General features: G+C 55.2%; 33 protein-coding genes and 3 tRNA genes. 17 read left to right on the forward strand and 19 right to left on the reverse strand.

Features of this window, described 5'->3' with window-relative positions; genetic code table 11:
• Positions 1 to 2 precede the first annotated feature (2 nt).
• A complete protein-coding gene (locus tag ACZ5GQ_RS02400; protein ID WP_498857054.1) occupies positions 3 to 1415 on the forward strand; it encodes a type II/IV secretion system ATPase subunit in 1413 nt (470 codons plus the stop codon).
• Positions 1412 to 2809, forward strand: a complete 1398-nt coding sequence (locus ACZ5GQ_RS02405; RefSeq protein WP_498857055.1) for a hypothetical protein — start codon at positions 1412 to 1414, stop codon at positions 2807 to 2809. The genes ACZ5GQ_RS02400 and ACZ5GQ_RS02405 overlap by 4 nt, the downstream gene beginning before the upstream one ends.
• Here the strand turns inward: ACZ5GQ_RS02405 and ACZ5GQ_RS02410 are convergent.
• From ACZ5GQ_RS02410 to ACZ5GQ_RS02435, 6 genes are all read right to left on the reverse strand, one after another.
• A complete protein-coding gene (locus tag ACZ5GQ_RS02410) occupies positions 2806 to 3147 on the reverse strand; it encodes a hypothetical protein (protein WP_498857056.1) in 342 nt (113 codons plus the stop codon). The genes ACZ5GQ_RS02405 and ACZ5GQ_RS02410 overlap by 4 nt on opposite strands.
• 16 nt (positions 3148 to 3163) lie before the next feature.
• Positions 3164 to 4282, reverse strand: coding sequence for a DUF373 family protein (locus ACZ5GQ_RS02415; protein ID WP_498857057.1), 1119 nt, complete (start codon positions 4280 to 4282; stop codon positions 3164 to 3166).
• 78 nt (positions 4283 to 4360) lie between these two features.
• Entirely contained in the window at positions 4361 to 5527 is a 1167-nt protein-coding gene (locus tag ACZ5GQ_RS02420; protein WP_498857058.1) for a hypothetical protein, read from the reverse strand.
• Entirely contained in the window at positions 5478 to 6068 is a 591-nt protein-coding gene (locus ACZ5GQ_RS02425; RefSeq protein ID WP_498857059.1) for a nucleoside-triphosphatase, read from the reverse strand. The genes ACZ5GQ_RS02420 and ACZ5GQ_RS02425 overlap by 50 nt, the downstream gene beginning before the upstream one ends.
• Positions 5992 to 7017: a transcriptional regulator gene (locus ACZ5GQ_RS02430; protein WP_498857060.1), complete on the reverse strand. Its 1026-nt coding sequence runs from the start codon at positions 7015 to 7017 to the stop codon at positions 5992 to 5994. Before ACZ5GQ_RS02430 ends, ACZ5GQ_RS02425 begins: the two co-directional genes overlap by 77 nt.
• A 200-nt stretch (positions 7018 to 7217) precedes the next feature.
• Entirely contained in the window at positions 7218 to 7631 is a 414-nt protein-coding gene (locus tag ACZ5GQ_RS02435) for a transcriptional regulator (RefSeq protein WP_498857061.1), read from the reverse strand.
• Positions 7632 to 7812: 181 nt separating this feature from the next.
• Here ACZ5GQ_RS02435 and pdo point away from each other — a divergent pair, with 181 nt between their 5' ends.
• Positions 7813 to 8556: a protein disulfide oxidoreductase gene (gene pdo / locus ACZ5GQ_RS02440; RefSeq protein WP_498857062.1), complete on the forward strand. Its 744-nt coding sequence runs from the start codon at positions 7813 to 7815 to the stop codon at positions 8554 to 8556.
• On the opposite strand, the gene ACZ5GQ_RS02445 is transcribed toward pdo, so the two are convergent.
• Positions 8545 to 9741, reverse strand: coding sequence for a hypothetical protein (locus tag ACZ5GQ_RS02445; RefSeq protein ID WP_498857063.1), 1197 nt, complete (start codon positions 9739 to 9741; stop codon positions 8545 to 8547). The genes pdo and ACZ5GQ_RS02445 overlap by 12 nt on opposite strands.
• A 74-nt stretch (positions 9742 to 9815) precedes the next feature.
• Positions 9816 to 9903 (reverse strand) — tRNA-Leu (locus ACZ5GQ_RS02450).
• 132 nt (positions 9904 to 10035) lie between these two features.
• On the opposite strand from ACZ5GQ_RS02450, the gene secY reads away from it, so the two are divergent.
• Positions 10036 to 11403 (forward strand): preprotein translocase subunit SecY, encoded by a 1368-nt coding sequence (gene secY / locus ACZ5GQ_RS02455; protein WP_498857064.1) that lies wholly within the window; start codon positions 10036 to 10038, stop codon positions 11401 to 11403.
• Positions 11403 to 12029 carry an adenylate kinase gene (locus ACZ5GQ_RS02460; protein WP_498857065.1) on the forward strand — a complete coding sequence of 209 codons (627 nt, stop codon included), beginning with the start codon at positions 11403 to 11405 and terminating at the stop codon, positions 12027 to 12029. The genes secY and ACZ5GQ_RS02460 overlap by 1 nt, the downstream gene beginning before the upstream one ends.
• A 35-nt stretch (positions 12030 to 12064) precedes the next feature.
• Here the strand turns inward: ACZ5GQ_RS02460 and ACZ5GQ_RS02465 are convergent, their stop codons facing one another.
• On the reverse strand, positions 12065 to 12310 hold the full coding sequence (locus tag ACZ5GQ_RS02465; protein ID WP_498857066.1) for a hypothetical protein: 246 nt from the start codon (positions 12308 to 12310) through the stop codon (positions 12065 to 12067).
• Positions 12311 to 12427: 117 nt separating this feature from the next.
• On the opposite strand from ACZ5GQ_RS02465, the gene ACZ5GQ_RS02470 reads away from it, so the two are divergent.
• The 3 genes from ACZ5GQ_RS02470 (at position 12428) to ACZ5GQ_RS02480 (ending at position 13886) form a co-directional block, all read left to right on the forward strand.
• The gene (locus ACZ5GQ_RS02470; RefSeq protein WP_498857067.1) at positions 12428 to 12826 is read left to right on the forward strand and encodes a hypothetical protein; all 399 of its coding nucleotides are present in this window, start codon (positions 12428 to 12430) and stop codon (positions 12824 to 12826) included.
• Between the two features lie 68 nt (positions 12827 to 12894).
• Positions 12895 to 13704 (forward strand): translation initiation factor IF-2 subunit alpha, encoded by an 810-nt coding sequence (locus tag ACZ5GQ_RS02475; protein WP_498857068.1) that lies wholly within the window; start codon positions 12895 to 12897, stop codon positions 13702 to 13704.
• Positions 13705 to 13715: 11 nt separating this feature from the next.
• The gene (locus tag ACZ5GQ_RS02480) at positions 13716 to 13886 is read left to right on the forward strand and encodes an RNA-protein complex protein Nop10 (protein WP_498857069.1); all 171 of its coding nucleotides are present in this window, start codon (positions 13716 to 13718) and stop codon (positions 13884 to 13886) included.
• A gap of 41 nt (positions 13887 to 13927) precedes the next feature.
• Here ACZ5GQ_RS02480 and ACZ5GQ_RS02485 read toward each other — a convergent pair whose 3' ends face one another.
• The 3 genes from ACZ5GQ_RS02485 to ACZ5GQ_RS02495 all read right to left on the reverse strand — a co-directional run bounded on the left by ACZ5GQ_RS02485 (position 13928) and on the right by ACZ5GQ_RS02495 (position 14597).
• Entirely contained in the window at positions 13928 to 14137 is a 210-nt protein-coding gene (locus tag ACZ5GQ_RS02485; RefSeq protein WP_498857345.1) for a 30S ribosomal protein S27e, read from the reverse strand.
• A gap of 13 nt (positions 14138 to 14150) precedes the next feature.
• Entirely contained in the window at positions 14151 to 14438 is a 288-nt protein-coding gene (locus ACZ5GQ_RS02490; protein WP_013266120.1) for a 50S ribosomal protein L44e, read from the reverse strand.
• A gap of 83 nt (positions 14439 to 14521) precedes the next feature.
• A tRNA-Asn gene (locus ACZ5GQ_RS02495) sits at positions 14522 to 14597 on the reverse strand.
• 214 nt (positions 14598 to 14811) lie between these two features.
• Here ACZ5GQ_RS02495 and pcn point away from each other — a divergent pair.
• The 5 genes from pcn (at position 14812) to ACZ5GQ_RS02520 (ending at position 17708) form a co-directional block, all read left to right on the forward strand.
• A complete protein-coding gene (gene pcn, locus ACZ5GQ_RS02500) occupies positions 14812 to 15552 on the forward strand; it encodes a proliferating cell nuclear antigen (pcna) (protein WP_498857070.1) in 741 nt (246 codons plus the stop codon).
• Positions 15521 to 15865: a hypothetical protein gene (locus ACZ5GQ_RS02505; protein ID WP_498857071.1), complete on the forward strand. Its 345-nt coding sequence runs from the start codon at positions 15521 to 15523 to the stop codon at positions 15863 to 15865. The genes pcn and ACZ5GQ_RS02505 overlap by 32 nt, the downstream gene beginning before the upstream one ends.
• Positions 15825 to 16589 carry a DNA primase small subunit domain-containing protein gene (locus tag ACZ5GQ_RS02510; RefSeq protein ID WP_498857072.1) on the forward strand — a complete coding sequence of 255 codons (765 nt, stop codon included), beginning with the start codon at positions 15825 to 15827 and terminating at the stop codon, positions 16587 to 16589. Before ACZ5GQ_RS02505 ends, ACZ5GQ_RS02510 begins: the two co-directional genes overlap by 41 nt.
• A complete protein-coding gene (locus ACZ5GQ_RS02515) occupies positions 16534 to 17016 on the forward strand; it encodes a hypothetical protein (protein ID WP_498857073.1) in 483 nt (160 codons plus the stop codon). Before ACZ5GQ_RS02510 ends, ACZ5GQ_RS02515 begins: the two co-directional genes overlap by 56 nt.
• Positions 17017 to 17141: 125 nt before the next feature.
• Positions 17142 to 17708 carry a TATA-box-binding protein gene (locus ACZ5GQ_RS02520; protein ID WP_498857346.1) on the forward strand — a complete coding sequence of 189 codons (567 nt, stop codon included), beginning with the start codon at positions 17142 to 17144 and terminating at the stop codon, positions 17706 to 17708.
• Here the strand turns inward: ACZ5GQ_RS02520 and ACZ5GQ_RS02525 are convergent.
• Together ACZ5GQ_RS02525 and ACZ5GQ_RS02530 are read right to left on the reverse strand one after the other, a co-directional pair.
• Entirely contained in the window at positions 17701 to 17883 is a 183-nt protein-coding gene (locus tag ACZ5GQ_RS02525; protein WP_498857074.1) for a hypothetical protein, read from the reverse strand. The two genes, ACZ5GQ_RS02520 and ACZ5GQ_RS02525, sit on opposite strands and share 8 nt — an antisense overlap.
• Positions 17868 to 18479, reverse strand: a complete 612-nt coding sequence (locus ACZ5GQ_RS02530; protein ID WP_498857075.1) for a metallophosphoesterase — start codon at positions 18477 to 18479, stop codon at positions 17868 to 17870. Before ACZ5GQ_RS02530 ends, ACZ5GQ_RS02525 begins: the two co-directional genes overlap by 16 nt.
• A gap of 83 nt (positions 18480 to 18562) precedes the next feature.
• Between ACZ5GQ_RS02530 and ACZ5GQ_RS02535 the strand changes: the two genes are divergently transcribed.
• The gene (locus tag ACZ5GQ_RS02535) at positions 18563 to 19633 is read left to right on the forward strand and encodes a glycosyltransferase (RefSeq protein WP_498857347.1); all 1071 of its coding nucleotides are present in this window, start codon (positions 18563 to 18565) and stop codon (positions 19631 to 19633) included.
• Between the two features lie 579 nt (positions 19634 to 20212).
• A complete protein-coding gene (locus ACZ5GQ_RS02540) occupies positions 20213 to 20647 on the forward strand; it encodes a hypothetical protein (protein ID WP_498857076.1) in 435 nt (144 codons plus the stop codon).
• Positions 20648 to 20665: 18 nt separating this feature from the next.
• Here the strand turns inward: ACZ5GQ_RS02540 and ACZ5GQ_RS02545 are convergent.
• Positions 20666 to 20758: transfer RNA gene (locus ACZ5GQ_RS02545), tRNA-Thr, on the reverse strand.
• Between the two features lie 93 nt (positions 20759 to 20851).
• Here ACZ5GQ_RS02545 and ACZ5GQ_RS02550 point away from each other — a divergent pair.
• A complete protein-coding gene (locus tag ACZ5GQ_RS02550) occupies positions 20852 to 21862 on the forward strand; it encodes a class I SAM-dependent methyltransferase (RefSeq protein WP_498857077.1) in 1011 nt (336 codons plus the stop codon).
• Between the two features lie 25 nt (positions 21863 to 21887).
• Entirely contained in the window at positions 21888 to 22769 is an 882-nt protein-coding gene (locus ACZ5GQ_RS02555; RefSeq protein WP_498857078.1) for a ribonuclease Z, read from the forward strand.
• Here ACZ5GQ_RS02555 and ACZ5GQ_RS02560 read toward each other — a convergent pair.
• From ACZ5GQ_RS02560 to ACZ5GQ_RS02575, 4 genes are read right to left on the reverse strand one after another with little or no spacing between them, the layout of a single operon-like run.
• The gene (locus ACZ5GQ_RS02560; protein WP_498857079.1) at positions 22766 to 23206 is read right to left on the reverse strand and encodes an RNA-binding domain-containing protein; all 441 of its coding nucleotides are present in this window, start codon (positions 23204 to 23206) and stop codon (positions 22766 to 22768) included. The genes ACZ5GQ_RS02555 and ACZ5GQ_RS02560 overlap by 4 nt on opposite strands.
• Positions 23175 to 23747, reverse strand: coding sequence for a nucleoside/nucleotide kinase family protein (locus tag ACZ5GQ_RS02565; protein ID WP_498857080.1), 573 nt, complete (start codon positions 23745 to 23747; stop codon positions 23175 to 23177). Before ACZ5GQ_RS02565 ends, ACZ5GQ_RS02560 begins: the two co-directional genes overlap by 32 nt.
• Before the next feature lie 25 nt (positions 23748 to 23772).
• The gene (locus ACZ5GQ_RS02570) at positions 23773 to 24264 is read right to left on the reverse strand and encodes an adenosine-specific kinase (protein WP_498857081.1); all 492 of its coding nucleotides are present in this window, start codon (positions 24262 to 24264) and stop codon (positions 23773 to 23775) included.
• Between the two features lie 51 nt (positions 24265 to 24315).
• Complete coding sequence (locus ACZ5GQ_RS02575) at positions 24316 to 24849, reverse strand: nucleotidyl transferase family protein (protein ID WP_498857082.1); 534 nt, start codon at positions 24847 to 24849, stop codon at positions 24316 to 24318.
• Positions 24850 to 24855: the final 6 nt, after the last annotated feature.

The raw sequence follows: 24855 nt of genomic DNA on the forward strand, positions 1-24855 counted from the left end.
CCATGATAGGGCTTCTCTCTAGGTTTAAAGAGGCAATTCGCGGATCCTCTGGCTATTCCCATGAGGAAGGGCTTAAGTCAATAGCTGAGCGCAGCTTAGAGGAGAAGAGCCCACCCTCATGGAGCGTTATCTCCCACTACAGGATAGGCCCTGTGGAGTACTTCCTCTACAGAGGGAGCGACGGGATACCAAGACTTATGGTGAGGGAGCCTGAGCCGATAGATCATGACAGGCTTGTTTACGTGGCCACAGGGCTTGCAAAGCCCCGGGATGAACAGGAGAGCTATCTGGCTGAGAAGTATAGGAGTGGTTATGGCAAGATATACCCGCTAATATTGGACCCGCACATAGAGGAGATATCATATACAGGTTCAGTCAGGAACGTGATAGTCATTCATAAGGAGGTGCCGTCGCGCTGGGTACTCACGGACATAAAGCTAACCGACGAGGAGTCCAATGGGATAGTTGTTGAGCTTGCTAGGAAGGCCGGCAAGAGCGTGAGCATAGCGTCACCTTACGCCGAGGGGTTAACTGCGGAGGGCCACAGGATATCAGTGTCGTTCATGAACGAGATGAGCAGGTTCGGGAGCAGCTTCGTCATAAGAAAGTACCCCCAGAAGCCCTTTACTATAGCCGATCTGTTAGCTAATAAGACCATAGATCCCGTTGCGGCCGCCTACCTTTGGCTCATAGCCGAGGCCCAGGGCTTTATAATAGTAAGCGGCGCCATGGGGGCTGGGAAAACTACGGTTCTTCAGTCAATTATCAGCGTGCTGCCGCCCTACTCCAAGGTAGTCACTATAGAGGACACTCCAGAGCTGGTGGTCACAGGCCCCATCTGGGACTCCCTGGTCACTAGGCCAAGGACCCCTGGTGAGGAGGTTGAGGAGATAACCCTTGAGGACCTCCTGAAGTTCGCCCTCAGGAGGCGCGCGGACTACGTAGTTGTAGGGGAGGTCAGGGGAAGGGAAGGGAAGCTGCTAGCCCAGGCCGCGGCTAGCGGCTATGGGGCGATGACCACGCTTCACAGCGACTCACCCCAGGGGGTTGTGATGAGGCTCAGCATGGAGCCCATAGCGCTGCCGCCCCTCTTCCTGAGCTCCATAAAATCCATAGTGCAGGTCAAGCGCCTTCAGGCCACGGGGGGTCGTGCAGTTAGGAGGGTTGCAGAAATAGCTGAGGTAGAGAACGGCAACGCTGTCACCATCTATAGGTACGGGGAGACTGGGGTCAGCGACTTAGTAGAAAGGAGTCGGGAGCTGGAGTGGGCAGCGGATAAGCTGGGCGTAGGTGACATAAAGGAGGAGGTAGAGGCAAGGGCTAAGTTCCTTGAATCGGTAGCTGGCAGGTCCCCGGAGGAGCTGTGCGCCGAGCTGGCAAAGTTCTACATATCACGCTATGGTGATATAATATGATAAGTAGGAGACTTAATGACCCCAGGATCTACGGCCCCCTGACGGTAACCCTTAATATCATCGACTCCATATCGCCAGTAGCCTCTGGGACCCTTTTCGTTGCGGCTGGGGCCTCGTATGTAGCGCTTCACGGCCGTTACCTGCTGCTGACGCTGGCCCTGGCCTCGCTGGGGGCGGTGGCGCTGCTTCTCCCTAGGCTCAGCAGGAGGCTCCTGGCCTCCATCCTAGGCTCGGGAATTAATGATGAGATGCCCTCCCTGCTGGCAGTCATGATACCATACGTCGCCTCCTCGCGTGACCTCTCGGCGGTCTTCATAACGGCCTCCAAGAGCCTGGGCCTTAAGTTCAGCGGAGTGGAGGCAAGCAGGTTGAGCTACCTCCTGGCGGCTGGTTATGACGAGAGAAGGGCGCTTAGGATACTCGCTGACACTACGCCAAGTTCAAGACTAAGGGAGGTCATCAGGGAGCTGCTGACCGTTGAAGAGATGGGGCTCTCAAGGCTTAGGGCTGCCCTGAACCTATACACAAGGACCATGGATGCAATCAAGTCCACCTGGCAGAGCTACGCAAAGTTGGGCGAGACCATAACTGAAGCCATAACTACGCTCATAGTTTCGGCCGCTGTGCTACTCCCATTATCACTGTTTGGAAGCTCTAACCTCCTTCTGCCTCTTGCGACGCTTATGATGGTGCTCTCTCCAAGCCTTGCTATAATGCTAGCGATCCTCAGACCTAGGCTTGGGGAGCCCGAGGGCGGCTGGTGGGTCACTGGCCTGACCATAGGCTCGGTGGTCGCGGCCTCAACGGCTATGTTCCTAGGGCAATACGTCATAGCTTTGGCCATCCTTGCTTTGGCTACCGCGGTCTCCGAGATCTCGTGGGTCATGCTTTCTAAAAGGTTCGCTGAGTCGCTCAGGCTCCTAAGGGAGGCATCGGAGAGGGCAAGGCTTGGGCTGCCCTTCGTGGATGTGCTCTCGAGGGCCTCAATGCTCGGCAAGTCAGTAATTAACGCGATAGCGAGCTCTGATAAGGTGGCTGGCCGAGTTGGGGTAGGCCCGGCGCTGCAAAGCTTCGTTGACATATTTTATGAGTCGCTGAGGAGCCTAAAGTCGCTGCAGGTGGAGGCCTACATACTGATGGGGGTTTCCGCTATAGCGCCAGCAGTCTCCCTTGTAGGGGTCAACGCGCTAGTAAACTACATAGCCTCGTCCTCCCTGAGCTCTATATTAACTAACACCCTCTCAGTTCACTATGCTGCCAGGCTCCTTATGGCCATGTCGCCCCTTTCGACGCTCCCGGCGGCGGCGCTCCACCGCGGCAGAAGGATGTCCCCAGCGTCCTCGTTGGCATCAGCCCTGCTCTCTATTCTGGTAGTGCGCTTTGCTGCCCTCTAAGAGAGCTGCCTCACGACCCGCGCCTCATAATAAGTTACGCCGCCGCTCTCGTCAACGATGGCCAGTATTGGTTCATGGGCATCTGCTACCGCCCTCTGGCTCCACCTAACTATGTCCATGAGCTTTACATAATTTCCTTCGCTCAGTATTAGGACTTCGGCTGTCCTGTTGCTTGTCATATTATAGAGCAGGGTCCTTGGTCTAGGTCCTATGGCAACCTTTTTCCCTCTCCTCCTGAGGTCAAAGTATACTATGAAGGTCTCAAGGTCTAAATGAAGGTCCTCTATCATCTTTATGGCCTTCTGCCAGTCCTTCTCACTAGTTATGACCTGATACACGTTATTATAAAGGTCTTCAGGACTCGTGGTACCTCACCCTGACCCCTATCTCTATCAGGGCGGCTATGGCGGCGCCAACTAGCGCGTACACTATGAAGCCGCTACCTATTAGGATGCTATAGACGTAACTGCCGTTTAAGGTACTAGGCAGTGGTGTGGAGGCTATGGAGAGCCCCATGTAGTAGAGGCCTGCTGCAAGCATTATTAGCACTGAGACCACCTGGGCCTCTCTATACAGCCTGAAGTCCCTGCGGGACACCTTGAAGAAAACGTTGGCTATAATGACATATATGATCATGCCTATGATAAGCGTGGTGACGTCATAGGATATAGCGTATCCAACCTTGCTTGTGAGGGGCGCCGTGCCCCTGCTTAGAATATAGGCGCCGTAGACGCTGATCGCCATACTGATGACCAGGGTTCCAAGACCAGCCAGCTGAAAGACGCTTCCCTCGCGAACCCTTGCAGCGGTCGTCCTTAAGTAATCCCATAGCTGCGACTCCAGGTTAAAGCCCTTAACTACCATGAAGAAGCCCAGCAGCGCTGCCATGACCTTAAGTGAGAGCATGAGGTAACCAAATATTGTCAGAAGCCCGAAGGTTAGGAGCAGCAGGCCAGGGAGCCCCACAAAGTACTTTGAGTACCTGGGGTCGTTAAGGGCCTTCCTAATGTATCTGGCTAGAAGTATGTAGCTCCCCTCAACTCCAAGGCTTTGTTCTACTATAACCTGTTTTACGCCGGCTATCGGGCCCACATCCCGGAGTATCTGCGCCATAAAGAGCTCGTCCAGGCCGTCACCGACCACGTAAAGCTCATAGTTGTCAGGGGACTTAGAGATGGCCTGCTGAACCCTGGCCTTAATCAGGCTCTGGGCCAACAGTGCGTTCTTTGGGTGACCGCCAACTACGATGATCTCTGGGTTTCTGCCATCAGCCTCCATCTCTTTATAGAGGTTGAGTCCAACAAACATTGCGTTGGAGTCCGGGTCCTCAGGCCTCAGTATGGCGAACTGAGTGGCTGCATCTACGACGTTCTTATAGCCCATAACCAGAGACCTGCCTAGAGTGGCGCCTATGTCGTCATCCTCATCTATAACTACTATTAGCGGCCTTCTGGCGTCACTCCTGAGACCCATCGTTTATCTCTTCTCATTTTTGAACTAAAGGGGGAAGCTATTAGTTTTTGCGCTTGATAAGGGGTCACGCGTAGATTGCTAGCTCGACTTGCACGCCTCCAGTATGGCATCAGGCGGCGCGTCGGTTCTAAACCCTATGGGACTTAAGTGAGTTTTGGAGAACCTATACCCCTGTGACGTCAGCTTGGCCCTTACTATGCTTAGGGCTGGCATGTTATGCTTAGCCGCAGAGCACAGCTCGTCTAACCTCTGGTGAGGAAACTCCTGAAGGCTCAGCTCCTCCTCTATTAGGCTTAGCACCTTGAGGGCCCCAGCATGGCACCCCTGGTACTCGTACTTGTGCGACTTTGCATCGTTGAGCATCCTGCCCACTAAGCCCTTATCCCAAAGGGGCCCCGTCCACACAGGCCCATAGCAGGACTCCGAGGGGAAGTCCCTTTGCATAGTAACTACGCCGTTTCTGACGCTTATGCAGCCCATGTTGTTCTCCAATGACTTGTACGCTCTCTGGGAGCCCCGCTCAAAGGTTACGAACACCCTGGCGTAATGGCCAACGCTCACCGAAAAGAGCGGTTTCATGGCTTTATCGTGCGATGCCGCCTCCCTGGCTATGAAGCCCAGGAGGACCCTTAGCGCTACCTCGCGGTAGCCTCTAGTTGGCTTTGGAGGGCTGTCCAGCCAATACTTCCTTTTTGCGGCCAGCCTCTTCGAGCCGCCCAGGACCGCGAGGTCCGTTGCGGTGGCCGCCAGAACTCCGCCCCTAGATGTGGCGGAGATTGCGGCGCTGAGGAAGGGCGCAGGGCTTCCGAAGGGGTCGAGGTCAACTATGTCATAGGCCTCCCCGAGCTCATGACTTATACTGTAGAGGAGGGCGTTGGCGTCCCTGTTAGATGCTATAGCCCTATCTTCCAGGGAGTTAAGATCGATATTAGCCCTTATGAGTTTTAGGGCATCCTCGTTAATGTCATTTATCACAGCCCTCTGAAGCCCCCTTACCTCGAGAAGGTACCTTAAACCTCTGACTCCCGTGCCCGCAAGCACGTCCACGGCGCTCTTAAGTGAGGTACTCTCGTCTACGTATGCGTTAAGAAACTGAATGGAGAGGTCCCTGTTAAGTTCCATGTTGGGGTTGTAGAACACCTGAAGCCATGCAGGCTCCAGGCTCCTCCTGAGAGGATCTACCGCGAACCTAGTATCAGGTATGTACAGCAGCGCCCTTCCTTCCCTTATTACTGCAAGCTTCATTGACCAGCCACCTCGCAAGCTCAGGGGCCCTCTTTATGTATTCATTCCTGTTGCTTTCATCCAGCTGTATTAGCATGCCCTGAGCCAGGGCGGAGAAGAGCTCCGGCGACCTCTCCCTAAGCCTGTAGTAAAAAGTCACTATGAGAGGCTTAGGAGGCTTCATAATGAGCTCGGTGATGGCTTTAGCTAAAGATCCTAGGCTGAGCTCCATGGGGCCTACCTCATCTATTATAATTATGTCGCTGGACTCTACGCTGTCCTCTAATATTGAGATTATCTCGCCCTCTGCTGCAGGGTCGACATAATATCTTCCAACTCTCAGCCCTCGCGCCACAGGCTTCAGGGTCGCCAGGACCACAGACCTTGAGCCGTCCACGCTCCTTACTAGGAACCCCCTCCTGACGCCCCCTTCCCGCAGCTCCGGCGTCACAAAGCCGCCCAGGGAACAGCCCATATTAACTAACTCATTCGCTATAGCCTGAGCCAGCGTCGTCTTTCCTATTCCTGGCCTTCCAGTTATTGCTATCAGCTTTTTCTGCAACCCTGCCACCTATGAAATCTATGAACTCCTCCACCGTGAAGACCTTTTCGGGCTCGCTAAGCTCCTTGGCTAAATCCTTAAGGCTAGGCTCTACTACTACAAAGCCGTCGCCCTTGATCGACCTGGCCATCCTTAACATGTTGGCTACCTTGTCGTTAAAGTCCTTAGGCTTTTCACCGCCGTGAGATACAGCTATTAACGCCTTAAGGTTACTGCCGGAGAGGCACATGTCGAGCGGCGCCCTTCTCGCGTGGCAAACGTCAAGCATAAGTCCTCCGAGCCTCCTGGCTATTTCTACTTCTATCTGATCGTCAAAGTTAGTTCCGCGGGAAGGCTTGGAGCCAGACAGCACCTCCTCCGAGGGGTTGAATATGTCTATGCTGGCAACTATGTCCTCTCCAAGCTCATTTATCAGCCTCTCGGCCACCTCAAGAGTTGGCCTTATGTTGCCCCTCTCGTACTCATAGATGGCCTTTCTAGATACCTTGGCCAGCCTGGCCATGGTGCCGAGGCTGTATCCTTTAAGCTCCCTTCTCTGCCTCAGCTTCTCGCCGTTAACCTTAACCTTGAAGCTGTCCCTGTCCTCATATATTACTGGCAGCTCGCCCTCAAGGGAGTTAACTAGGGTCTCAATGCTGATCACCTTAGAGCCCTCGTAATCGTATACCACGCCCTCGACTAACTTAACGTCCCCCTTGCGCTCGGCCACTATGAAGGAGTTCACCTTCAGCGTTGATGAAAGTCCCTTGAGCTCCTCCCTCTCGCCCCTGCCTATTAGGTCAGTGGTGTAGGCTAACTTGATGAGGATCACCCTGTTTTCCTTATTCTTAAGCGCGAGGTCCACGGTTCTCTTCAGCTGATTTTTAGGGTAGTTGAGCTCTACAATGTCACCTACTTCCTCCAGCAAGGATAATGACCTATTTACAAACTCTCTCGAGGCCTCGTACATAGCCTGCCGCGCTCTTGGTGACGGCCCCGCATTAATTAACTGTTCGCGAGTTTTAAGGGTATTGTTCAACTAAGCCCTTACCTACCGATGGGGTAGTAAAAGTAGCGGTAGGCCTAAGCCAGTCCTTATGATCATGTGTATAAGCAGGAGCTGGCAGGCAAGTGAAGGCGGCCTTATCATGGTGGTAATGTAGGCGTTCTTTAGGCGTGTGGCTGCTCAGACCTTTTCATGGCAAGATAGTGACATCCATAGGTTTGAGCTACCTCGTTAACAGAGCTGCAGATGGCGCAGGTTATGTTCTGGAACCTCTCGGAGCTCCTGGCGTCGGACTGGTACGCCAAAATTATCATTGCGGCCTCCCTGATCTTATCGGCCTTAGCCTTATCACCAAGTATTTTAGCCATGTACTTCTCTCCGCGGCGCCCCTCTATATAGTTTGAGACTGCGGCAGGCGTGAGGCCAAGGAGCCTGGCGGCCTCGTACTTAGAAAGCTTAAACTCGTTGACCAGAACATATGCTATAGAGGCCCTAATCGATGGCATGACCTCCTTAGCTGCCACCTCACAGGGCTGGCGTATGGGCAGCGGCTGCTGCATGTGCTGCTTCAACTTCATGGTCCCAGTGAGTTATGCGGCTTAACTAAGGCTAAAAATGTGAGCTATGTATGCGCCTAATAGCCTTAAGGTACCTTTGCGCTGCAAAGGGCTAATGCCTTAGGCAGGCCCTGGCCGCAGCTCACTAAACTAGCGCTTAAAAAGCTCCTAGTAAGGTACCTAAGTAGTTTGGTGTGCAACAGTGGCTGGAAGGTACTTTGATGTGGAGCTTGACGAGGAGCTAATAAAGGAGCTGAAGGACACGCTAGCATATATGGTGTCGCCAGTAACCGTGGATCTGTTCATAGATGACCCCTCGCGCTGCGAGACCTGCGAGGACGCGTACAAGCTTGTTAAGACCATAGCCGACGCCTCACCTGTTCGCGACGGCAAGAAAATGCTACAGCTGAGGGTCTTCAGTAAGTCTAAGCCCGAGGACCTTGAGGAGTTCAAGAGGCAGAACGTCGAGAGGGTTCCCACGGTAACGCTGCTGGGCGGCGTGATAAGGTACACTGGCACTCCGGCAGGCGAGGAGATAAGGGGATTCATAGAGACTATAATGAGGATAAGTGAGGGCGAGAGCGGCCTCGACCCTGAGACGAAGAAGCAGCTGGCCTCGCTTAAGGGCTCAGTGCACATAGAGACCGTCGTGACCCCCTCATGTCCTTACTGCCCTTACGCCGCGCTGCTCGCCAACATGTTCGCTTACGAATCCTGGAAGCAGAACAACCCTAGGGTGATCTCAGACACCGTGGAGGCCTATGAGAACATGGACATAGCTGAGAAGTATGGAGTTATGAGCGTTCCTGCCATAGCCCTAAATGGCGTCATGTCATTTATAGGTGTGCCCTACGAGGAGGACTTCATAAATTACGTGGTGGCCGCCGCTGAGAACAGACTAGACCAGCTTGTGCCCAAGACAGAGGGAGAGGCCTCAGGGATGTGATGGAATGCCGAGGGCCACTGAGACAAGGCAGTAGCACCCCCTGGGGGCCGGAACCCTAAGGAGGCCGACAGGGCTCCTTTCCAAGGGATAACATCCTACAGGTGAGCAGACGCTACCATCCACCACTTCTTTATTTAGCCTGGCCTCGAGCTCAGCGTCGTAGTGCGTTGGGTTAATGACCATAAAACTCATTTTTCCAGCGTCGTGGTCGAACTCATGAATTACCGCTGACGAGGAACCTGATGATATGAAGCCAGGGGAGGCACTCCCTTGCAAGTAGTTCACGGTCAGCTGCAGCAGCTGCCTTAAGGCCTGAGGCTCGTCCCCCTCACCTATATAGGTAGTCCCCTGAAGTTCTAGGTCAACATGGCCACCCCTGAACTCAACTCTAACAGGGGAAGTTGAGGATATTGACAAGGGTTTCGGCTGCCTCAACACTATGCTGTTTACTTCTATGATATCCCCAGGCCTGTAGACATCCTCAAAGTATGCAAAGGGGTAAAGGACCGAGGCCCTAATGTCATAGCGTGAGGTGTTAACGCTTAAGGTAAGCTTAGACGAGTGGGTCAAGGGAAGCGCTAGGGCGTTATTAGCAAAGCGGGCTAAGAGAAAGTCGTCGGCTTTGAAGGAGTTAACGACGTCGGTTTCAAGGCGCTCTACTTTTTTAGAGGTAAGGGATATGCCGAGGTGCTGCAGCGGCCCCTTAGAGTCCACTGCGGAACCTTCCTTCGATCTAAAGGCCTCCAAGTCCATGATCTTAAGCACTTTAAGCTTTGACCATCTTGTGCCGTCAACGGCGGCTATGGCAACCGGACTTAAGTCATTGTCATAGAGCGGTATAATGTCCTTTACATCCCAGGAGAGGGGGTTCAGGTAAGCGTTGTTATACTCTAACTTGCGCGGCCCCGTAGGGCGTATGTGGAGGCCTAGCGGCCTGGGGGAGGCGGGCAGCTCCGAATAAAGGTTGCCCCCATTCACTGTAACCTCGTAAAGGCCGCAGCAAGACCACCTTAGGTCTAGTCCTTTAGGGCCCTCAACGGACTTTATGCCTGCGAGGTTTAAGACAGCTGGGAGGGAAGGCACTCTAAGTTCATTATAGTCAATAGCTTTCTTGCTTCTAAGCTGCTTTGAAAGCTCAAGCCACCCCAGTGGATCGAAATCTTCCATGCAAACATCACAGTCCATGAAGTCCACTTAAAGGCCTGTCCCCCTTTAAATTATTTGTTTAAGGTAGCCATGCTATTGCTCTGGACAGCCTGTGGTGCGGGGGGTGGGCTTCGAACCCACGCAGGCCTACGCCAACGGGTTCTGAGCCCGTCCCCTTTGACCAGGCTCGGGCACCCCCGCACCGTCTTCCCTAACTATTGTCAGGTTTCTTAAAGGTTTGCGCGGCCCTGCACGTAAAGGACTTGTAAAGTAATCACCTCGTAAAGCATTTTAAGCGTCCTGACAGCGACGCTTAGGGAAGAGGGACTCTACTTGGGCGTACTTGACGCCTTAGCTAATATGTCGGAGTACCTGCCAACGGTATCAAAGCCCTCGCAGAGGTTGAGCTTGACCAGGAGGCTTGCCTGGACAGGCATAGTGCTAGTCCTATATCTCATAATGAGCAACATACCCCTTTACGGCGTGCCCGTGAGCCCTACGGCAGCCACTACCATAACCCTTGAGAACATCATATTTGCCAGCAGCGTCGGAACCCTGATGCAGCTAGGCATAGGGCCCATAGTCACGGCAGGCCTTATACTTGAAGTGCTGGCAGGCGCTAAGCTAATAGACATAGACCTAACGAACCCTGATGATCAGGTGAAGTTTACAGGGGCCATGAAGACCCTGGCCGTGCTGTTCGCTATTGCCGAGGCGCTGGTAGTTACGCTCAGCGGCATGTTCTGGCCTGCCGGAACCCCGGTGTCCCCGCTGGTTAAGGCTCTTGTGGTGATTCAGCTGGTGGTCGCCAGCTACATAGTGATATTGATGGATGAGGCCCTCCAGAAGGGCTGGGGGCTGGGGAGCGCCATAAGCCTCTTCATATTAGCTATGGTCGCTCAGACCGTGGTCTGGGACATATTTGGGTTCGTCCCAAGGCTGGCGCTGGACTTTGGGGTGGTCCCGGCCCTCATATACGATAGGGACCCATTCATAGTGCTTGCGAGGGCCAACGGCTTCCCTGACGTGACAGGCCTGCTGGCCACGTTTGCTATAGTCATATTGCTCGTCTACCTTCAAGCAATGATGGTTGAGATACCAGTAACGTCGCCTCAGCTGAGGGGCATAAGGACCAAGGTGCCGCTCCAGTTCATCTACGTAACTAACATACCGGTGCTCCTGCTGGCCATCCTGGTTGCTGACCTTCAGCTCTTCGAGGCGCCCCTAGCCAGGTTCTTCGGCGTTAACTCGCTGGTCTACAGGGCCTACAGCGACCTTGTCTTCTACCTGTCGCCGCCCAACGGGCTTGTGGAGACCATTCTAGACCCCCTGAGGTCGGTGGTCTTCGCCATATCATGGATGCTGCTCTCGGTGGCCTTTGGCTACGTGTGGGTTGAAGTTGCGGGCCTCAACCCGAGCTCACAGGCTGAGTCCTTAATAAAGGGAGGCCTAGAAATACCCGGCATGAGGAGGAACCCCAGGGTATTGGAGGGCGTACTTGCAAGGTATATATATCCCTTGACGTCACTTAGTAGCCTGATAGTGGGTGCCATAGCTGTGGTCGCGGCGTTCTTCGGGGCCTACGGCGGCGGCGTCGGCCTCCTGCTCGCCGTGGGCATAGTCTACCAGTACTACTCGATAATAACGTACGAGAGGGCCCTTGAGGCCTACCCACTGATAAGGAAGCTGGTGGGCGAGTGATGTCAGCCGGTGGGATTCGCCGAAATCCCTTCAAGGTTATCGTTGTTACCGGGGTTCCTGGGGTAGGGAAGACCACGGTCCTCTCCCTGCTCCAGGAAAAGGCCAGGGAGAGGGGGCTCAGGCTCAAGGTGTTGAACTTCGGCGACTTCATGTTGGACACAGCCGTCAAAAAGGGCTTAATAAAGAACAGGGATCAGATAAGGTACCTTAGCTTTAGGGAGCAGCTGGAGCTTCAAGAGACGGCGGCCTCCCTAATAATCGAGGAGGCCGGCGGTGATCTCAAGGAAGGAGATTACCTGATAGTAGACACTCACGCTGTAGTTAAGACCCCCCTAGGCTACTTGCCGGGCCTTCCGAGCAATGTGGTTAACAGCCTCAGGCCTGACATGATAGTTGTCATTGAGGCGGACCCAAAGGAGATAGTTGCAAGGCAGCAGCGTGACAACACAAGATATAGGTCAGACTTTGGCGGTGAGGAGGGAGTTCGTCAGCTAATGGACATGGCCAGGTCAGCGGCTATAGCCAGCGCTGTCGAGGCCGGATCCTTGTTGACAATCATCATAAACAGTGAGGGCAAGGCCTCCGAGGCCGCGGAGCAGTTGCTTAGCGCTATATCCAAGCTTTAGCAAGGAGTTCGCAAAACGGCTCACGAAGCTTGATATCACTCGTCTAGCCCGCCATAGTCATCGTATAGGGTCTCTAAGTACTTTACCAAGAAGTCAAAGGCCTCCTCCAGCCTCAACGACTTCAGGTAGACCTCATATGCCTGCGAGAAGGCCCGCGCTAGCTCCCTCTGTCCCTCCCTGTTTCTGGAAATCTCGTCCAGGAGGGCCTCTAGCTCCGGCCTCCTTCTCTTTAACATTTCAATTAGCTTCTTAGCTACGCTGTCAGGCGATGAGGGGGGCAACTTGCCTCTCCCGCTGGGTCCTGTGGAGCCTGGGGCGCGAGCTAAAAAGTCTAGAGGTTATAGGTGAACACGTCAGGCCTTTATACTTAAAAGCCTGCTAGCTGGGCCGAGAGATTAATGACGTCAGGAGAGGTCACGCTAAAACTTAATGACGACACAGTTATCGCGGAGTGCTCAGGGAGGGTCAAGAAAATAAGGCTTCCCAGGGAGGTGGCAAACCTAGTGGCGACCTCCCCCTGGGTGTTGAGATTAGTAGAGAACCTCTGCAGTGATCCGAAGTTCAGGAGGAGGCTCACCAGCAGCGGCGCCTTGGAGAGCCTGCTCCTGCTAATCTACTCTATGTCAGTGGGCCTCCCCCCTTACAGGGTCGCTAAGCTGTTGGGGGTCTCGCATGAGAGGCTCTACAGGCTGAGGAGAGGCCTTGAGAAGGACGGGCTGTACTCTCAAGTTAAGGCGTTCATAGAGATAAACAGGGGCGGCGAGAAAAGCGTTTGGTATAGGCCTGCGCGGCCTTAAGGAAGCTAATAGTTTAAGTTCACGCGGCTATGGAGATATGTGTGCAGAGGAGAGGGAGGAGAGTACGAATGCCCCTGCTGAACAGGAGGCAGCTGCCTGACGTGGGAGAGGTTGTGGTAGGCACAGTGAAAGAGCTTCATGACTATGGGGCCTACCTGGAGCTCGACGAGTTCAACGGCCTCAGGGCGTTCCTACCGTGGGTCGAGGTGTCCAGCCGTTCGTTTAAATCGATAGATGACGTGATTAAGGTCAACGAGCGGGTGGCGGTTAAGGTAATAAGAGTTAACAGGGCCAAGGGCCAGGTGGACGTCAGCCTGAAGAAAGTCACAGACGACGAGCGCAGGAAAAAGATGACCTGGTGGAAGAGGACTCAGAAGGCCGTGAACATAATATTGATGATAGCAAAGGAGCTGAAGAAGACCGAGAGGCAGGCGTATGAGGAGGTTATATGGAAGCTTGAGGACAAGTACGGCGACGTTATGACGGCGTTAGAGATGGCTGCCACCGAGGGCGAGCAACCCTTGGCGGCTGCCGGAGTGTCCGAGGAGTGGTTAAAGCCGTTGGCCGAGGCGGCCAAGAAGTACGTTGAGGTTAAGAAAGTTAAGGTGAGCTTGGTGGCCACCATAAAGAGCATGAGCCCTGACGGAATAGAGAAGGTAAAGGCCGTACTTAAGTCCGCGGAGGAGGCCGTAGAGTCCAAGGGGGGCAACTCCATCTCAATAAAGATCTATGCCATCGGGGCTCCAAGGTATAGGATAGATCTCATGGGAGTAGACTATAAGGAGCTTGAGCAGTTAGCCCAAAGCCTGGAGGAAGTGATGTCTAAAACGGCCAAGGAGCTGGGCGCAGAGTTCTCGCTGGAGAAACTTCGCGAGTAAGGGACTTCAAAATGAGGTGGCTCCTGAGGAGATGCTCCGTATGCGGCAGGTACACGCTAAGTACTGACAGGTGTCCCTACTGCGGAGGCCCTTTAAGGGTGCCTCACCCGCCCAGGTTCTCCCCAGATGACAAATACGTGAAGTACAGGTATATGCTAAGAACTATGAGCAGTAACTCTTGAGAATAGGGGCTTACTTTTACCTGTTGTCCTATAGGAGCAGCTTAGGCCAATACGCTCTCTACCTTGCCCAGGATCTTTGCCTTGCCTCCTGTGGGCCTGACAAGGAGGGTTCCACAGGTGAGGCAGCGCACTGGGAATGTGGCGTGGCTGAACACCACCTGCTTGTGGCCACAGTTGGGGCAGACCACCAGCACAAACCTGCTCCTGGGCTCGGGGACCAGTATCTTCCTCCTTGGAATTCCTGCAGCCATAGACACGGGTGGCTCACCTCATGACCTCGGTGAGCTCTATCTTCTTGAGCCTTATGCCAAGTATGTGCCTCTTGTAGCCGCACTTGGTGCAGGTGATGAGTAGCACTACCTTCTTAGTGGTCTTTGCAAACCTCTTCTGTTCAGGCTTCCTCTTGCTGCCGTAGCCCTCGTTCTTCCTTAGGTACCTCCTCTGGCCCTCCGACAGGGTCCTCCTCTTGCCGGCCTTGTAAATGGCCACCGTGTGCTCAGTGTGAGTCTTACAGCGTGGGCAATAGGTTCTTATGGTCTTTGGGAACTTCACCTGCAGCACCTAGGCTCACAGCTGCTTAAAGCAATTTTTAACCGTTTCGTGACGTCTGCAAGCCAAGCTGCAAGAACTCCAAGTGGCGCCGGGGGAGGGATTCGAACCCTCGACCGCCCGGTTAACAGCCGGGCGCTCTACCAGCTGAGCTACCCCGGCCCAGGGAGAGAGGTTAAGGTGACTTGTTTTAAACTCTTAGCCCCTAGGGACCACGTGAGCGAAACAAGATTGACTGGCTCGCAGCTCTAGCCGACCTAGGCCACGTCAGGCAACGGGTGTATTATAGGGACTCCCTTTACTAACGCTTTGGACAAAGGCTAGGAACCGCTCCCCTTTTAAGTGTTTTATCGCTTTAGTTAATGTGGTGTGGCGCGTGAAGCTAAAGTTCAGAAACGCCAGGACGTGGGTCTACATAGTAGGCTCCATCAAGAACATCATAGATGAGGGCGTCTTCCTCGCAACGTCGGAGGGACTCTCCCTGAGGGCCCTGGACTCAAGCAGGGTGGTTATGGTAGACCTCTTCTATCCTAAGGAGGCCTTTGACGAGTACTCCGTTTCTGGCGAAGAGATGTTCGGGGTTTCGTTTGACGTTTTCAACAAGGTCCTGGCAAGAGGCCAGAAGGACGAGAGCCTTGAGCTGGAGGCCTCCGGCGACTCGCTTACAGTCGCCTTCGAGGGGCACGGGAGGAGGGAGTTTAAGATACCCCAGATATCGCTTAGCGTCGAGAAGCTGCCGGAGCCCCGCATCTCATTTTCTGTCACGGCGAAACTTATGAACGTTGTGTTTGTTGACGTTGTAAACGCTGTCGAGGAGGTAGCAGATGCAATAACTATAGCAGCCACCTCAGACGACAAGCTTCACTTCATAGGTGCAGGTGACGTTGAAAAGGTTGAGATAGAGCTCAGCAAGGAGGACCAGAACCTGGTTGATATAAGGGTTGACTCACCAGACAAGGCCACGTATAGTGTCGAGTACTTCGATGACATGATTAAGGCTGCAAGGGGAGCTGACCAGGTTACCATTCAGTATGCCCAGGACGCCCCGGCCAGAGTCCAATTCGACTACGAGGGCGGTGGAAGGCTTGTCTTCTACGTATCGCCAAGGATCGAGTGAGGGCGCCCAGCAGGAGGTAGTCATAAGAAAGTGGTCAGAGGCCGACTCCCTGAAGAGCCTGTTTGCGATATACTACAGGTTGGACCCACCCCTCATACTTCCTCACGACATGGCAAAGAGGGAGTTCGCCCTGCAACCATTTGACATAGAAAGCTACGTCAGGCACCTGTCGTTTAAGGACGAGGCGTCGCTGAGGAAGTACATAAAGTCGAGAACTCCAAGGCACCTCTATCACTCAGTGGGCATATACGAGCTGCCTCAGCGCGCCCAACATGGAGGAGAAGGGCTGGCAGGGCTCGGAGCTCCTTTTTGACATAGACCTGGACCACCCAGGGACCTGCGAAGGGCAAATAGTTGACGACGAGTGCCTCATGAAGGGCTTTGACAACGCCCGCCTGGTGGGCAGGATAGTAAGGGATTTACTGGGGGGCAAGCCGCTCATCTACTTCACTGGGCACAGGGGCTTTCACATCAGAGGCATCTGCGAGCAGTGCATGCAGCTCGGCAGGGACGAGAGGAGGGAGATAGCTAAGCTGGTGAGGGCCGAAGGTTTAGACCCAAGCTTTCTGTTCCCTAGCAAGAGGGGTATAAGGCCCGCGCCGGCCACGCCGGAGGACCCCGGCTGGAGGGGCCTCGCGGCGAGCCTTGGGGTGGACCTGAGGGCTGCGGGGTCAACGCGCCTGGGCGTTGACATAGACTCGATGGTGACCGAGGACCCATCAAGGCTCACCAGGATACCAGGCTCGCTGAACGCCAAAGGGGGGCTGATAGTGACCCCCATCTGCGACTCCTTCACCCCAGGACCTCAGCTCTCGCCCTTCCGTGGAACCCTAGAAGCCAAGGCAACTAAGGGCCTTGACCCGACGAGGATACTTGGGTTCGAGGTGTCGCTTACTGAGAGGGAGGAGCTCAGCCTGCCGGCCTCTGTGGCCCTCTACCTCTATCTGTCCGGCTACGTGACTATTACAGGTGGTGAGGTGCTTGTCAGAAGAGACCCTGGCTGGTGGCCCGTACAAGGCTGCGACTGGTCGCCATGAGCCCCTCTCGGCGGACTCCATAAAGAGGACTCGAAGGCTCTGGTCCCTCTACTGCTCCTCCGGGGCATCGTACTGTGAGAAGTTCAAGGAGATAATCATTGAGTCATCTAGGCTGATCGCAAAGGCGAGGCTGGAGGACCTGGGGGCAGACTACAACGGCGCTGACTCAGGCGTAATTAAGTTCTTCAACAGGTTCTCAGAGCTTTACGGGAGTTACCTGGGCGGGGCAATAGTAGCTAAGGGGGAGAGGGTCCTAGTGCTCATGAAGGCTGACATAACTACCCCGGACGGCATAACATTGAGGGGTGGGGATGTTGCGTTCGTTGACGTTAGCACTGCCCTAGGGTTAATATCCATGGGCTTCGCGGAGCCCGCGCTAACGTGGTCCCTGAACCTCGACTCATGGCTTAAGTCCCTAAGGAAGTAAACTAAGTAAAGTTTATAAAGAGCCCTAACGATTTATAAGCAGGAGCTTAAAAAGGGTGGTAGGTTTTGTCTAAAGAGGACGACATCGCGTCGCCCCCAGAGCCAGAGGAGGCTCCTGAGGTCAACATTGCTGGGGCGCCAGGCGAGAGGAAGCCCGTTGTCAATATAGAGAATATAGTGGCAACCGTGATATTGGAGAACACGCTTGACCTGAACTTAATAGAGGCCAGGATACCTGACGTGGATTACAACCCGGACCAGTTCCCGGGCCTCGTATACAGGCTGCAGAGCCCTAAGATCACAGCCCTCGTGTTTAAGTCAGGCAAGATGGTGGTGACTGGCGCCAAGAGCGTCAAGCAGCTAGTGTGGGCTGTCAAGGCCATACTTAAGAAGTTCATAACTAAGGGAATAGTCATACAGGGCAGGCCCCAGATTCAGATACAGAACATAGTGGCCTCAGCTAACCTGAACGTGGTGGTTGACCTTGAGAAGGCGGCCTTCGTCCTGCCCCACAGCATGTATGAGCCCGAGCAGTTCCCAGGGTTAATCTTCAGGATGGACAAGCCAAGGGTCGTCCTGTTAATATTTAGCAGCGGCAAGATGGTGATAACGGGCGCCAAGAGGGAGAACGAGGTCTACGAGGCCGTGAACAACATATACAAGATACTCGACGAGAACAAGTGCATCAAATAATTCCGGCGAAGAGCTCCTTAAGAGTAGGCAGTTCCACCACGCCTATTTCCCTGTCAACTATTATTGGGACTGCCTCCTGCAGCTCCGCCAGCTCCTTTACTATGGGCGAGAGGTAGGTCTCAGGGCTCGGAGTTATGGCGGTCCCCGTCTGGTACAGGCTTATGGCCGGGAGCACCAGTAGCTCGCCGCCACCCTTGAGGGGTGACCTGAGCAGCGCCTGAAGCTTAACCTTGTGCCCGCCAGGCTTATTTCAAGGCTTGGGTGCTCGTGGCCAATTATTACAGTAGAGGCGCTCTTAGCCACGTCAACGAGCTTGTGACCGTGAGTTACAATGATGCCGTCACCCAGGTCCATATAGTCTTCAACGACCTCAACCCCAAAGTCCTTGAGCAGCGGGGCCACAAAGGTGTCGTGGTTGCCCCTAACTAACACTATCTCTTTAATGTCGGCTTCCAGCGCGTGCCTGATAAGCTCTGTCACCTCAAGCCTTTCCCCCTTTGTCAGCTTCTCAAACACGTGCTTGAGGTCGCCGTCTATCACGAGCCTCCTGGCGCCGGCCCTAACGCCCTCGTCTATGATGCTCTTAGCCTTCTTTAGCTGAAGCCTTGGGAGGAAGACGCCCTGTGAAGCCATGGAGTCCTCATAGCCGAGGTGCACGTCACTTATGATAAGTGTCATGCTGTCCTGGTGCAGCAGCGCTGGGGACCTCCCGAGCAGCTTCAGCCTTGAGCCAAGGGCGTCCTTGAGCGTGAGGTCGCACCCCTCAGTCAATCTTCACTAACTAGCTATGGCTGTTAGGGCTTTTAACGTGAGTCCTTAGCAGCTCACCATTGGTCGCCACAGTAAACCTCAAGGTGAACAGGTTGGGCGAGACGGTCCTGAGCGTGGTAGTGCCAACGTACAACGAGAGGGAAAACGTGGCCCCGCTGGTTAGGAGGCTGAGCGAGGCCCTGGCGCAAGTCAACAACTACGAGATTATATTTGTTGACGACAACAGCCCTGACGGCACCGCCGACGCCGTGAGGGAGGAGATGGCCCGCGACCCGAGGGTCAGGCTGATAGTGAGGAGGGGGGAGAGGGGCCTGGCCTCAGCCATATTCAGGGGCATAAGGGAGGCGAGGGGCAGGTACGTGGTCGTAATGGACGCAGACCTGCAGCACCCCCCTGAGGTCATACCGCTCATGCTGAGGGCCGCAGAGGAGGAGGGGGCTGACGTAGTGGTGGCGAGCAGGTACGCCAGAGGAGGGAGCGTGGGCGAGTGGAGTCCGCTCAGGAGGCTGATAAGCTGGGGGGCCACGGTCGTTGCCAGGCTTCTCGTCCCCGAGTCAAGGAGGACGTCTGACCCGATGTCGGGGTTCTTCATGATTAGGAAGTCGTCGGTCTCAATAGAGGACGCTAATCCCACTGGCTACAAGGCCCTGCTCGAGATACTGTACAGGAACCCCACAGCCAAAGTTGTTGACGTCCCGTACGCCTTCGGCAGAAGGCTCAGCGGGGAGAGCAAGCTCGGAATTAAGACAATAGTCGAGTACCTCTGGCACGTCATCAAGATTTCCAGGCCTGTGAAGTTCGCGCTCGTGGGGGCCGTGGGCACTGGAGTCAACGAGGGCGTCACGTACCTGGCCATGCTGGCTGGCCTCGCGTACACCTACGCCTACGTGGCCGGGATAGAGGTCAGCATACTGAGCAACTTCGCCCTCAACGACAGGTGGACGTTCAGGGGCAGGTGGCCCAGGCCCTGGTACTCCAGGCTCCTCAGGTACCACCTCATGGTGGCCCCGGCAGGGCTCACGATATACTTTGTGGCTGAGCTGCTGGCCAGGCTCACGCACACGAGCCCTCTGCTGGCCCTGTTCATTGGCATCCTCGCGGGCTTCGTGGTGAACTACACGCTCTCCGCCAGGAAGGTGTGGACTCTGAGGTGAGGGCAGCCGAGCTGGCTACGCAGTGAGTTGCACGGAGTCTAATCGCTCTAGGCCCCTGAGCCCGTGAGCCGGCTAGCTCCCCATTTTCGCTTCAGATGCGTTAAACCATTGTGCAAACGCATCGACAGAATACCCCAGCGGCGCAAGTGAAGCAGTGAGCAAACCCAACAAGCAAATAGGCCTTGACATGAATAAGGTAGGGAAGGCATGATCGTACCTAGAGCTCGGCCCTCATTGGTATCCCTCGCAGGCCTTGTAGTTAACTACACGCTCTCGTCAAGGAAGGCTTGGAAACTCCGCTGAAGGGCTCATTGTAATTAAGTTATGTCACTCAATATTAGCCATACCTGCAGCTGTATGTTAACAGGCCCATAATATAGCCTACAGGCAGCGCGGCAGACAACAAAGTTTAACAGACTGCCATCTCCATGCTTAAAGAGGCAAGCCGGTACGAAGGCCTTTAGATAACATTTACTGTTGATTGTTTGCTCTAATGCCGTGAAAGAGCTGCTATTTTATGGTGTTGACCTAATATGCCCCTTTTAACGTTATAGTTTCCGGCTTCCTATAGGATGTGCGTTGAATGGCCAAAAGGGCGAGGTCAGCAGGCTACTAAAGGTTATATCGCTGCTTCAGGCCATATTATTGGTTATTCAGTTTATGATCGGCATGTGGATTAACCTGTTCGCGCCCATGAATGTCGCCTCACCCCGCGGCTACTTTATGATGGGCTACATGATGTACTACTTCTCGCTCATACCAATGCTTGCCCCCCACGTCGCGGTAGGGGTTATCATAGGCCTACTGTTCATAGTAGCTCTCGCGCTGTCGCTGCTGTCCAGGAGCGCGTTAAAGGCCTTGCTTTCAGTTATAGGCGGGGCTATGACGCTGATGGCCGGCCTTGCGGGCATGGCCTTTGTCGCTGGAGGGCTGTCAAATAACGCGTTCTCTATGATAATGAGCGTTGGCTTTGCAGGCGATATTATTGTGGTCATTTTGCTGATGTATCTCTGAGACAAGGGTCAAGCAGCCTGGAGCCGCCGGCGGGACTTGAACCCGCGACCACCGGCTTACAAGGCCGGCGCTGACGGCCCGCGCAGGGTCTACCGGCTGAGCTACGGCGGCACTCGTGGGCCTTGTTTGCACGCCCTCTTTTAAAAGCCTGCGCTCAAGGTCTCTTAAACTCCCAGGGGTTACCTCTGTTAGGAGAACCAGTTAATGCTCTATGCCTACCTCTCCGGCAAACACCCAAGGCTTCCAGAGGAGGAGCTGAGGGCCCTGGTGGAGCTGAGCGGCTCGGAGTACAGGCCGCTGCTGAGGCTTGACCAGGCGGTGCTCTTCAATGCAGATGTAACAAAGGTGTCAACCTACGTTAGGAGAGCCGCCTACGTGAAGGAGGTCGGGGAGGTTTTAGCCTACGGGGAAAGGTGCGAGGTCAAAGAGGTCCTAGCCGAGGCCCTGAGGTCCCTGGAGCTCAGGGGCCTCAGGTCCTTCAAGCTTGAGCTGACCTCAGTCAAGGTGGAGCCGTGCTGCAGCCCTGCGGAGCTCCTGAGGGGACTTGCCAGTCTTTCTGTAAGGCCGAGCTTAAGGTCAGAGAACACGCTGAGGGTACTAATAAGCGAGGGCGTCGCCATAGCAGGCCTTGTAACCGGCAGGAGGGACCTTGGTAACGTCAAGCTCAGGTCGCCCCCCAACAGGCCCTTCTGGAGATCAGGGGAGCTTGACGTAAGGCTCTCCAGGGCCATGGTGAACCTCTCTAGGCTGCCGTACGGGGGCACCTTCCTGGACGCCTTCTGCGGCACCGGAACCCTAGCCCTGGAGGCCGCGCTGGCCGGGGGCGGCAAGGTGTTGTGCGTTGACATAGACAGCTCCATGGCATACGGCTCCAGGACCAACTTCTCATGGGCTGGGCTGGACCCCCTGTCGCTCATTGCCAACGCAGGGCGCCTCCCCCTGAGGGAGGGAAGCGTTGACTCCATAGCCAGTGACCCTCCCTACGGCAGGTCCACCAGGGTTGTTGGGGAGAGCTATGGGGACCTGCTAGAGGGGTTCCTGCGGGAGTCGGCCCGGGTGTTGAGGCCAGGCGGCTACGTAGTCTACGCCGGGCCCGCTGATAAGGTTCCCTATAAGTACGCCGTTGAGCAGGGCTTTGACGTGGTTGCCAGAATAGATCAGTACGTTCACTCCGGGCTCACGAGGCAAATAGTTGTGGCTAAAAAGGCCACGTAGCTCCCAGTCGCGCGGGCAAGGCGCTGTGGCGAGACAAGTGGAGGTCATAACCCTTGGCACCGGCGCCGCGCTGCCTAGCCTTGAGAGGTTCACGGCAGCTTACGTGGTGAGGGACTGGGCTGGCAACGTCATACTTATGGACTCCGGGGAGGGGACCCAGCAGAGGCTGAGGCAGGCCGGAATTTCCCCCACTAAGGTGGACTTTATAGTGTTGACCCATGGACATGGAGATCACGTAAACGGCCTCCCGGGCCTTCTGGGCACGATGCAGCTAAGTGGAAGGAGGAGCAAGCTCACGATAATAGCTCCAAAGTACCTGGCGGAGCAGATAAGGGCCCTGGTGGAGGCCGGCAAGTTTGAGGAGCAGTTCCCCGTTGACGTAATAGAAGTCGCCGGCGAGGGCGGCTCCATCACCCTGTCGTCGTGGGGAAGGGATAGACTGGTGCTGAGCTGGTTCAAAGCGTGCCACTCCATAGAGGCCTACGGGTACTCGCTTACATGGGAGCTGGGCCCAAGGATAGCGGTGCAGGTTGAGCCTTCAGAGGTGCGCAAGCTGCTTGAGGAGGGGGGCTCAGGGCTCACCTCCCCCAGGTCATTCAAGCTATCATACACGGGGGACACGTCGCCCTGCGACAGCATAGTTAAGGGGGCGCTTAAGTCCAACGTGCTCATACACGAGTCCACTTACGACTCGTCAATGAAGGATGAGGCGTCAAAGTACGGCCACAGCACGAGCGTTGGGGCAGCCGAGGACGCGGCTGAGGCTGGCGTCGGGAAGCTCATATTGTCACACATAAGCACCAGGTATGAAGGTTATGAGGCCCTCCAGCTGGAGCGGGAGGCCAGGTCCATATTCCCGAACTCGGTGCTGGCCTGGGACCTGGCGAGGTTCGTGGCCAACGTCTAAGGGTCAGGCATGCCCCTCTCCCAGAGCGGCCTCCCCCTCGCCGTCTGAGGGGCCAGCCAGTCTATGACGTCCCTTATGTTCGGGTGCCTTATCGTTATCTTTATGGGGCCCAGCGGCGACTCCTCGCTCCAGGTCAACAGGCTCACCTTCCCCTCATACGCCGCCTGCTTATGGAAAAGCAGCGTGACGGTGTCCCCCTTGAGCTCCTTCAGCATGTAGCTCCTGGTGGCCTCGAGGATTTCCTGGACCCTGAGGAGCCTGTGCAGCTTTTGAAGCGACGCCAGGGAGCTTGCGTAGGCCCTAATTACCTCATAGTCGCCGGCCTGGACCTTCTCAACCCTCTCCGGGTCAAAGAGGTTGGTGAGCGCCTTCATGACCTTTTCCTCGCTCTCGGTGGGCCTGAGCTCAACCTCTGCAACGATCTCTCCAGAGCCCATCCCTTATCACCTTAGCGAGCCTGGCGGCCTGCCCTGCAAGCTCCTGCGCGTCGGACTCGTTTATTATCATATAATCTGCCATGGCTATTACATCCCCTATGCCGTACTCCAGGTTCTTGGAGTCCCTGAACTTAAGGTCGTCCAACGTCAGGGCGCCCTCCCTGGCCCTCCTCAGCTCCCTCTCGAACCTTATGGCTGGGGCGGCGTGAACCGCCACTACGCAGAGGTCCCCCACGGCCCTCAGGTAAGTTATCTCTTCAGGGCTTCTAACGCCGTCAACAACGACGTACTCGTACTGGCCCTGGGCCTCCTTCAACATCTCGGCGACCTTCAGGCCTACAGCGCCCCTGCCATACATCTTCCTTAGCTCGGTGGCCACGCCCTCTATGTTAGCCACGGTGAGGGGCAGGCCCCTCCTCTTAACCTCCTCCCTCACCACGTCGCCCATAACTATAAGCTTGGCGTTAAGCTCCTTTGAGAGCATCCTGGCGAAGCAGCTCTTTCCGCTCCCTGGCATCCCAGTTACAGCTACTATTAGCACCCTTAGCCCTCAGGTGTTGTGACGCTCATAGCTTATAACCTATCTTCCTCAGGAACTCCCTCCTCTCCTTCACGTCTTCCTCACTTTCAACCCCGAGTGGCTTAAAACCGTCGCTGACTCCCAGCAGAGCCCTGCTCTCGCCCAGGTCAGCAACTATTACCTTGACCGGGTTTGCCGTGGCCACGTCCACAGAGACAACCTCTTGCACGTGCTTTATTGCGTTAAGCACGTTTATCGGGTAGGCATTCCTTATATATATCACGAAGACGTGGCCGGCGCCTATCTTAAGGCAGGTGTCAGTGGCGACCTTAACTAGCTCCTCGTCGTTGCCCTCTCTCCTCACTAGCCTCTTGCCAGAGGCCTCGCAGAAGGCCAGGCCGAACCTTATGCCTGGCGAGGAGGTCACCAGGGCCTCGTAGAGGTCCTCAGTAGTCTTGATGAAGTGGCTCCTGCCTATAATGACGTTGGCGCCCTCAGGTATGGGGACATCTATAACCTCAAGCTCCACACTGTTCACCGCTGTTTTAACGCCTTGGGTCCTATAATAGTTTACGCGCCCTTGCAGCCCTTAGCCCTCGGACGCCAGGCTGCGAAGCCTCTCGACGAAGCCAAGCCTTTCAAGCTCGGGCAACAGGTAAGGCGGAACGCATGAGGTCCAGTCTCCGGATCCCTGAAGTATCAGCTCCCTGATCCTGGTCCCGCTGCACTCGCTCCTGTTGAACATTGGCTGCTCTATGGCGGCCAGCCCCGCGTCCCTGAAGAGCTGCAGGACCAGCGGGTTGCCTGAGACAACGCCGTCAAACTCCCCGAGGAGCATCCTGAGGTACTGGACCCAGACCTTGTTCATCTCTATGTCCATAACTGGAACTACCATGACCCTCTTACAGTACTCGTCGCCGAGCTCGTGGGCAAGCACGGTCCTGAGGAGCTGAAGCCTCTCGCCGGCCGTCAGCGGGTTCTTTAGCGAGAAGCTGTCCTGCGCGCTTCCAATTATTATCGTGAGCTCGTCAGCAAGCTCAAGGGCATACTTTATTGCGCTTACGTGGCCTAGGTGAGGCGGCTGAAACCTGCCCGGGAACACGAGCCTCTTAAACTGCTTCAAGCTTAA

The sequence above is a fragment of the Caldococcus noboribetus genome (genome assembly GCF_055389385.1).

Coding starts and splice junctions, on each gene's coding strand:
- ACZ5GQ_RS02400 (WP_498857054.1), top strand. CDS start 3: ATGATAGGGCTTCTCTCTAGGTTTAAAGAGGCAATTCGCGGATCCTCT.
- ACZ5GQ_RS02405 (WP_498857055.1), top strand. CDS start 1,412: ATGATAAGTAGGAGACTTAATGACCCCAGGATCTACGGCCCCCTGACG.
- ACZ5GQ_RS02415 (WP_498857057.1), bottom strand. CDS start 4,282: ATGGGTCTCAGGAGTGACGCCAGAAGGCCGCTAATAGTAGTTATAGAT.
- ACZ5GQ_RS02420 (WP_498857058.1), bottom strand. CDS start 5,527: ATGAAGCTTGCAGTAATAAGGGAAGGAAGGGCGCTGCTGTACATACCT.
- ACZ5GQ_RS02430 (WP_498857060.1), bottom strand. CDS start 7,017: ATGTACGAGGCCTCGAGAGAGTTTGTAAATAGGTCATTATCCTTGCTG.
- ACZ5GQ_RS02435 (WP_498857061.1), bottom strand. CDS start 7,631: ATGAAGTTGAAGCAGCACATGCAGCAGCCGCTGCCCATACGCCAGCCC.
- ACZ5GQ_RS02445 (WP_498857063.1), bottom strand. CDS start 9,741: ATGGACTGTGATGTTTGCATGGAAGATTTCGATCCACTGGGGTGGCTT.
- ACZ5GQ_RS02460 (WP_498857065.1), top strand. CDS start 11,403: ATGTCAGCCGGTGGGATTCGCCGAAATCCCTTCAAGGTTATCGTTGTT.
- ACZ5GQ_RS02470 (WP_498857067.1), top strand. CDS start 12,428: ATGACGTCAGGAGAGGTCACGCTAAAACTTAATGACGACACAGTTATC.
- ACZ5GQ_RS02475 (WP_498857068.1), top strand. CDS start 12,895: ATGCCCCTGCTGAACAGGAGGCAGCTGCCTGACGTGGGAGAGGTTGTG.
- ACZ5GQ_RS02480 (WP_498857069.1), top strand. CDS start 13,716: ATGAGGTGGCTCCTGAGGAGATGCTCCGTATGCGGCAGGTACACGCTA.
- ACZ5GQ_RS02485 (WP_498857345.1), bottom strand. CDS start 14,137: ATGGCTGCAGGAATTCCAAGGAGGAAGATACTGGTCCCCGAGCCCAGG.
- ACZ5GQ_RS02510 (WP_498857072.1), top strand. CDS start 15,825: ATGGAGGAGAAGGGCTGGCAGGGCTCGGAGCTCCTTTTTGACATAGAC.
- ACZ5GQ_RS02550 (WP_498857077.1), top strand. CDS start 20,852: ATGCTCTATGCCTACCTCTCCGGCAAACACCCAAGGCTTCCAGAGGAG.
- ACZ5GQ_RS02560 (WP_498857079.1), bottom strand. CDS start 23,206: ATGGGCTCTGGAGAGATCGTTGCAGAGGTTGAGCTCAGGCCCACCGAG.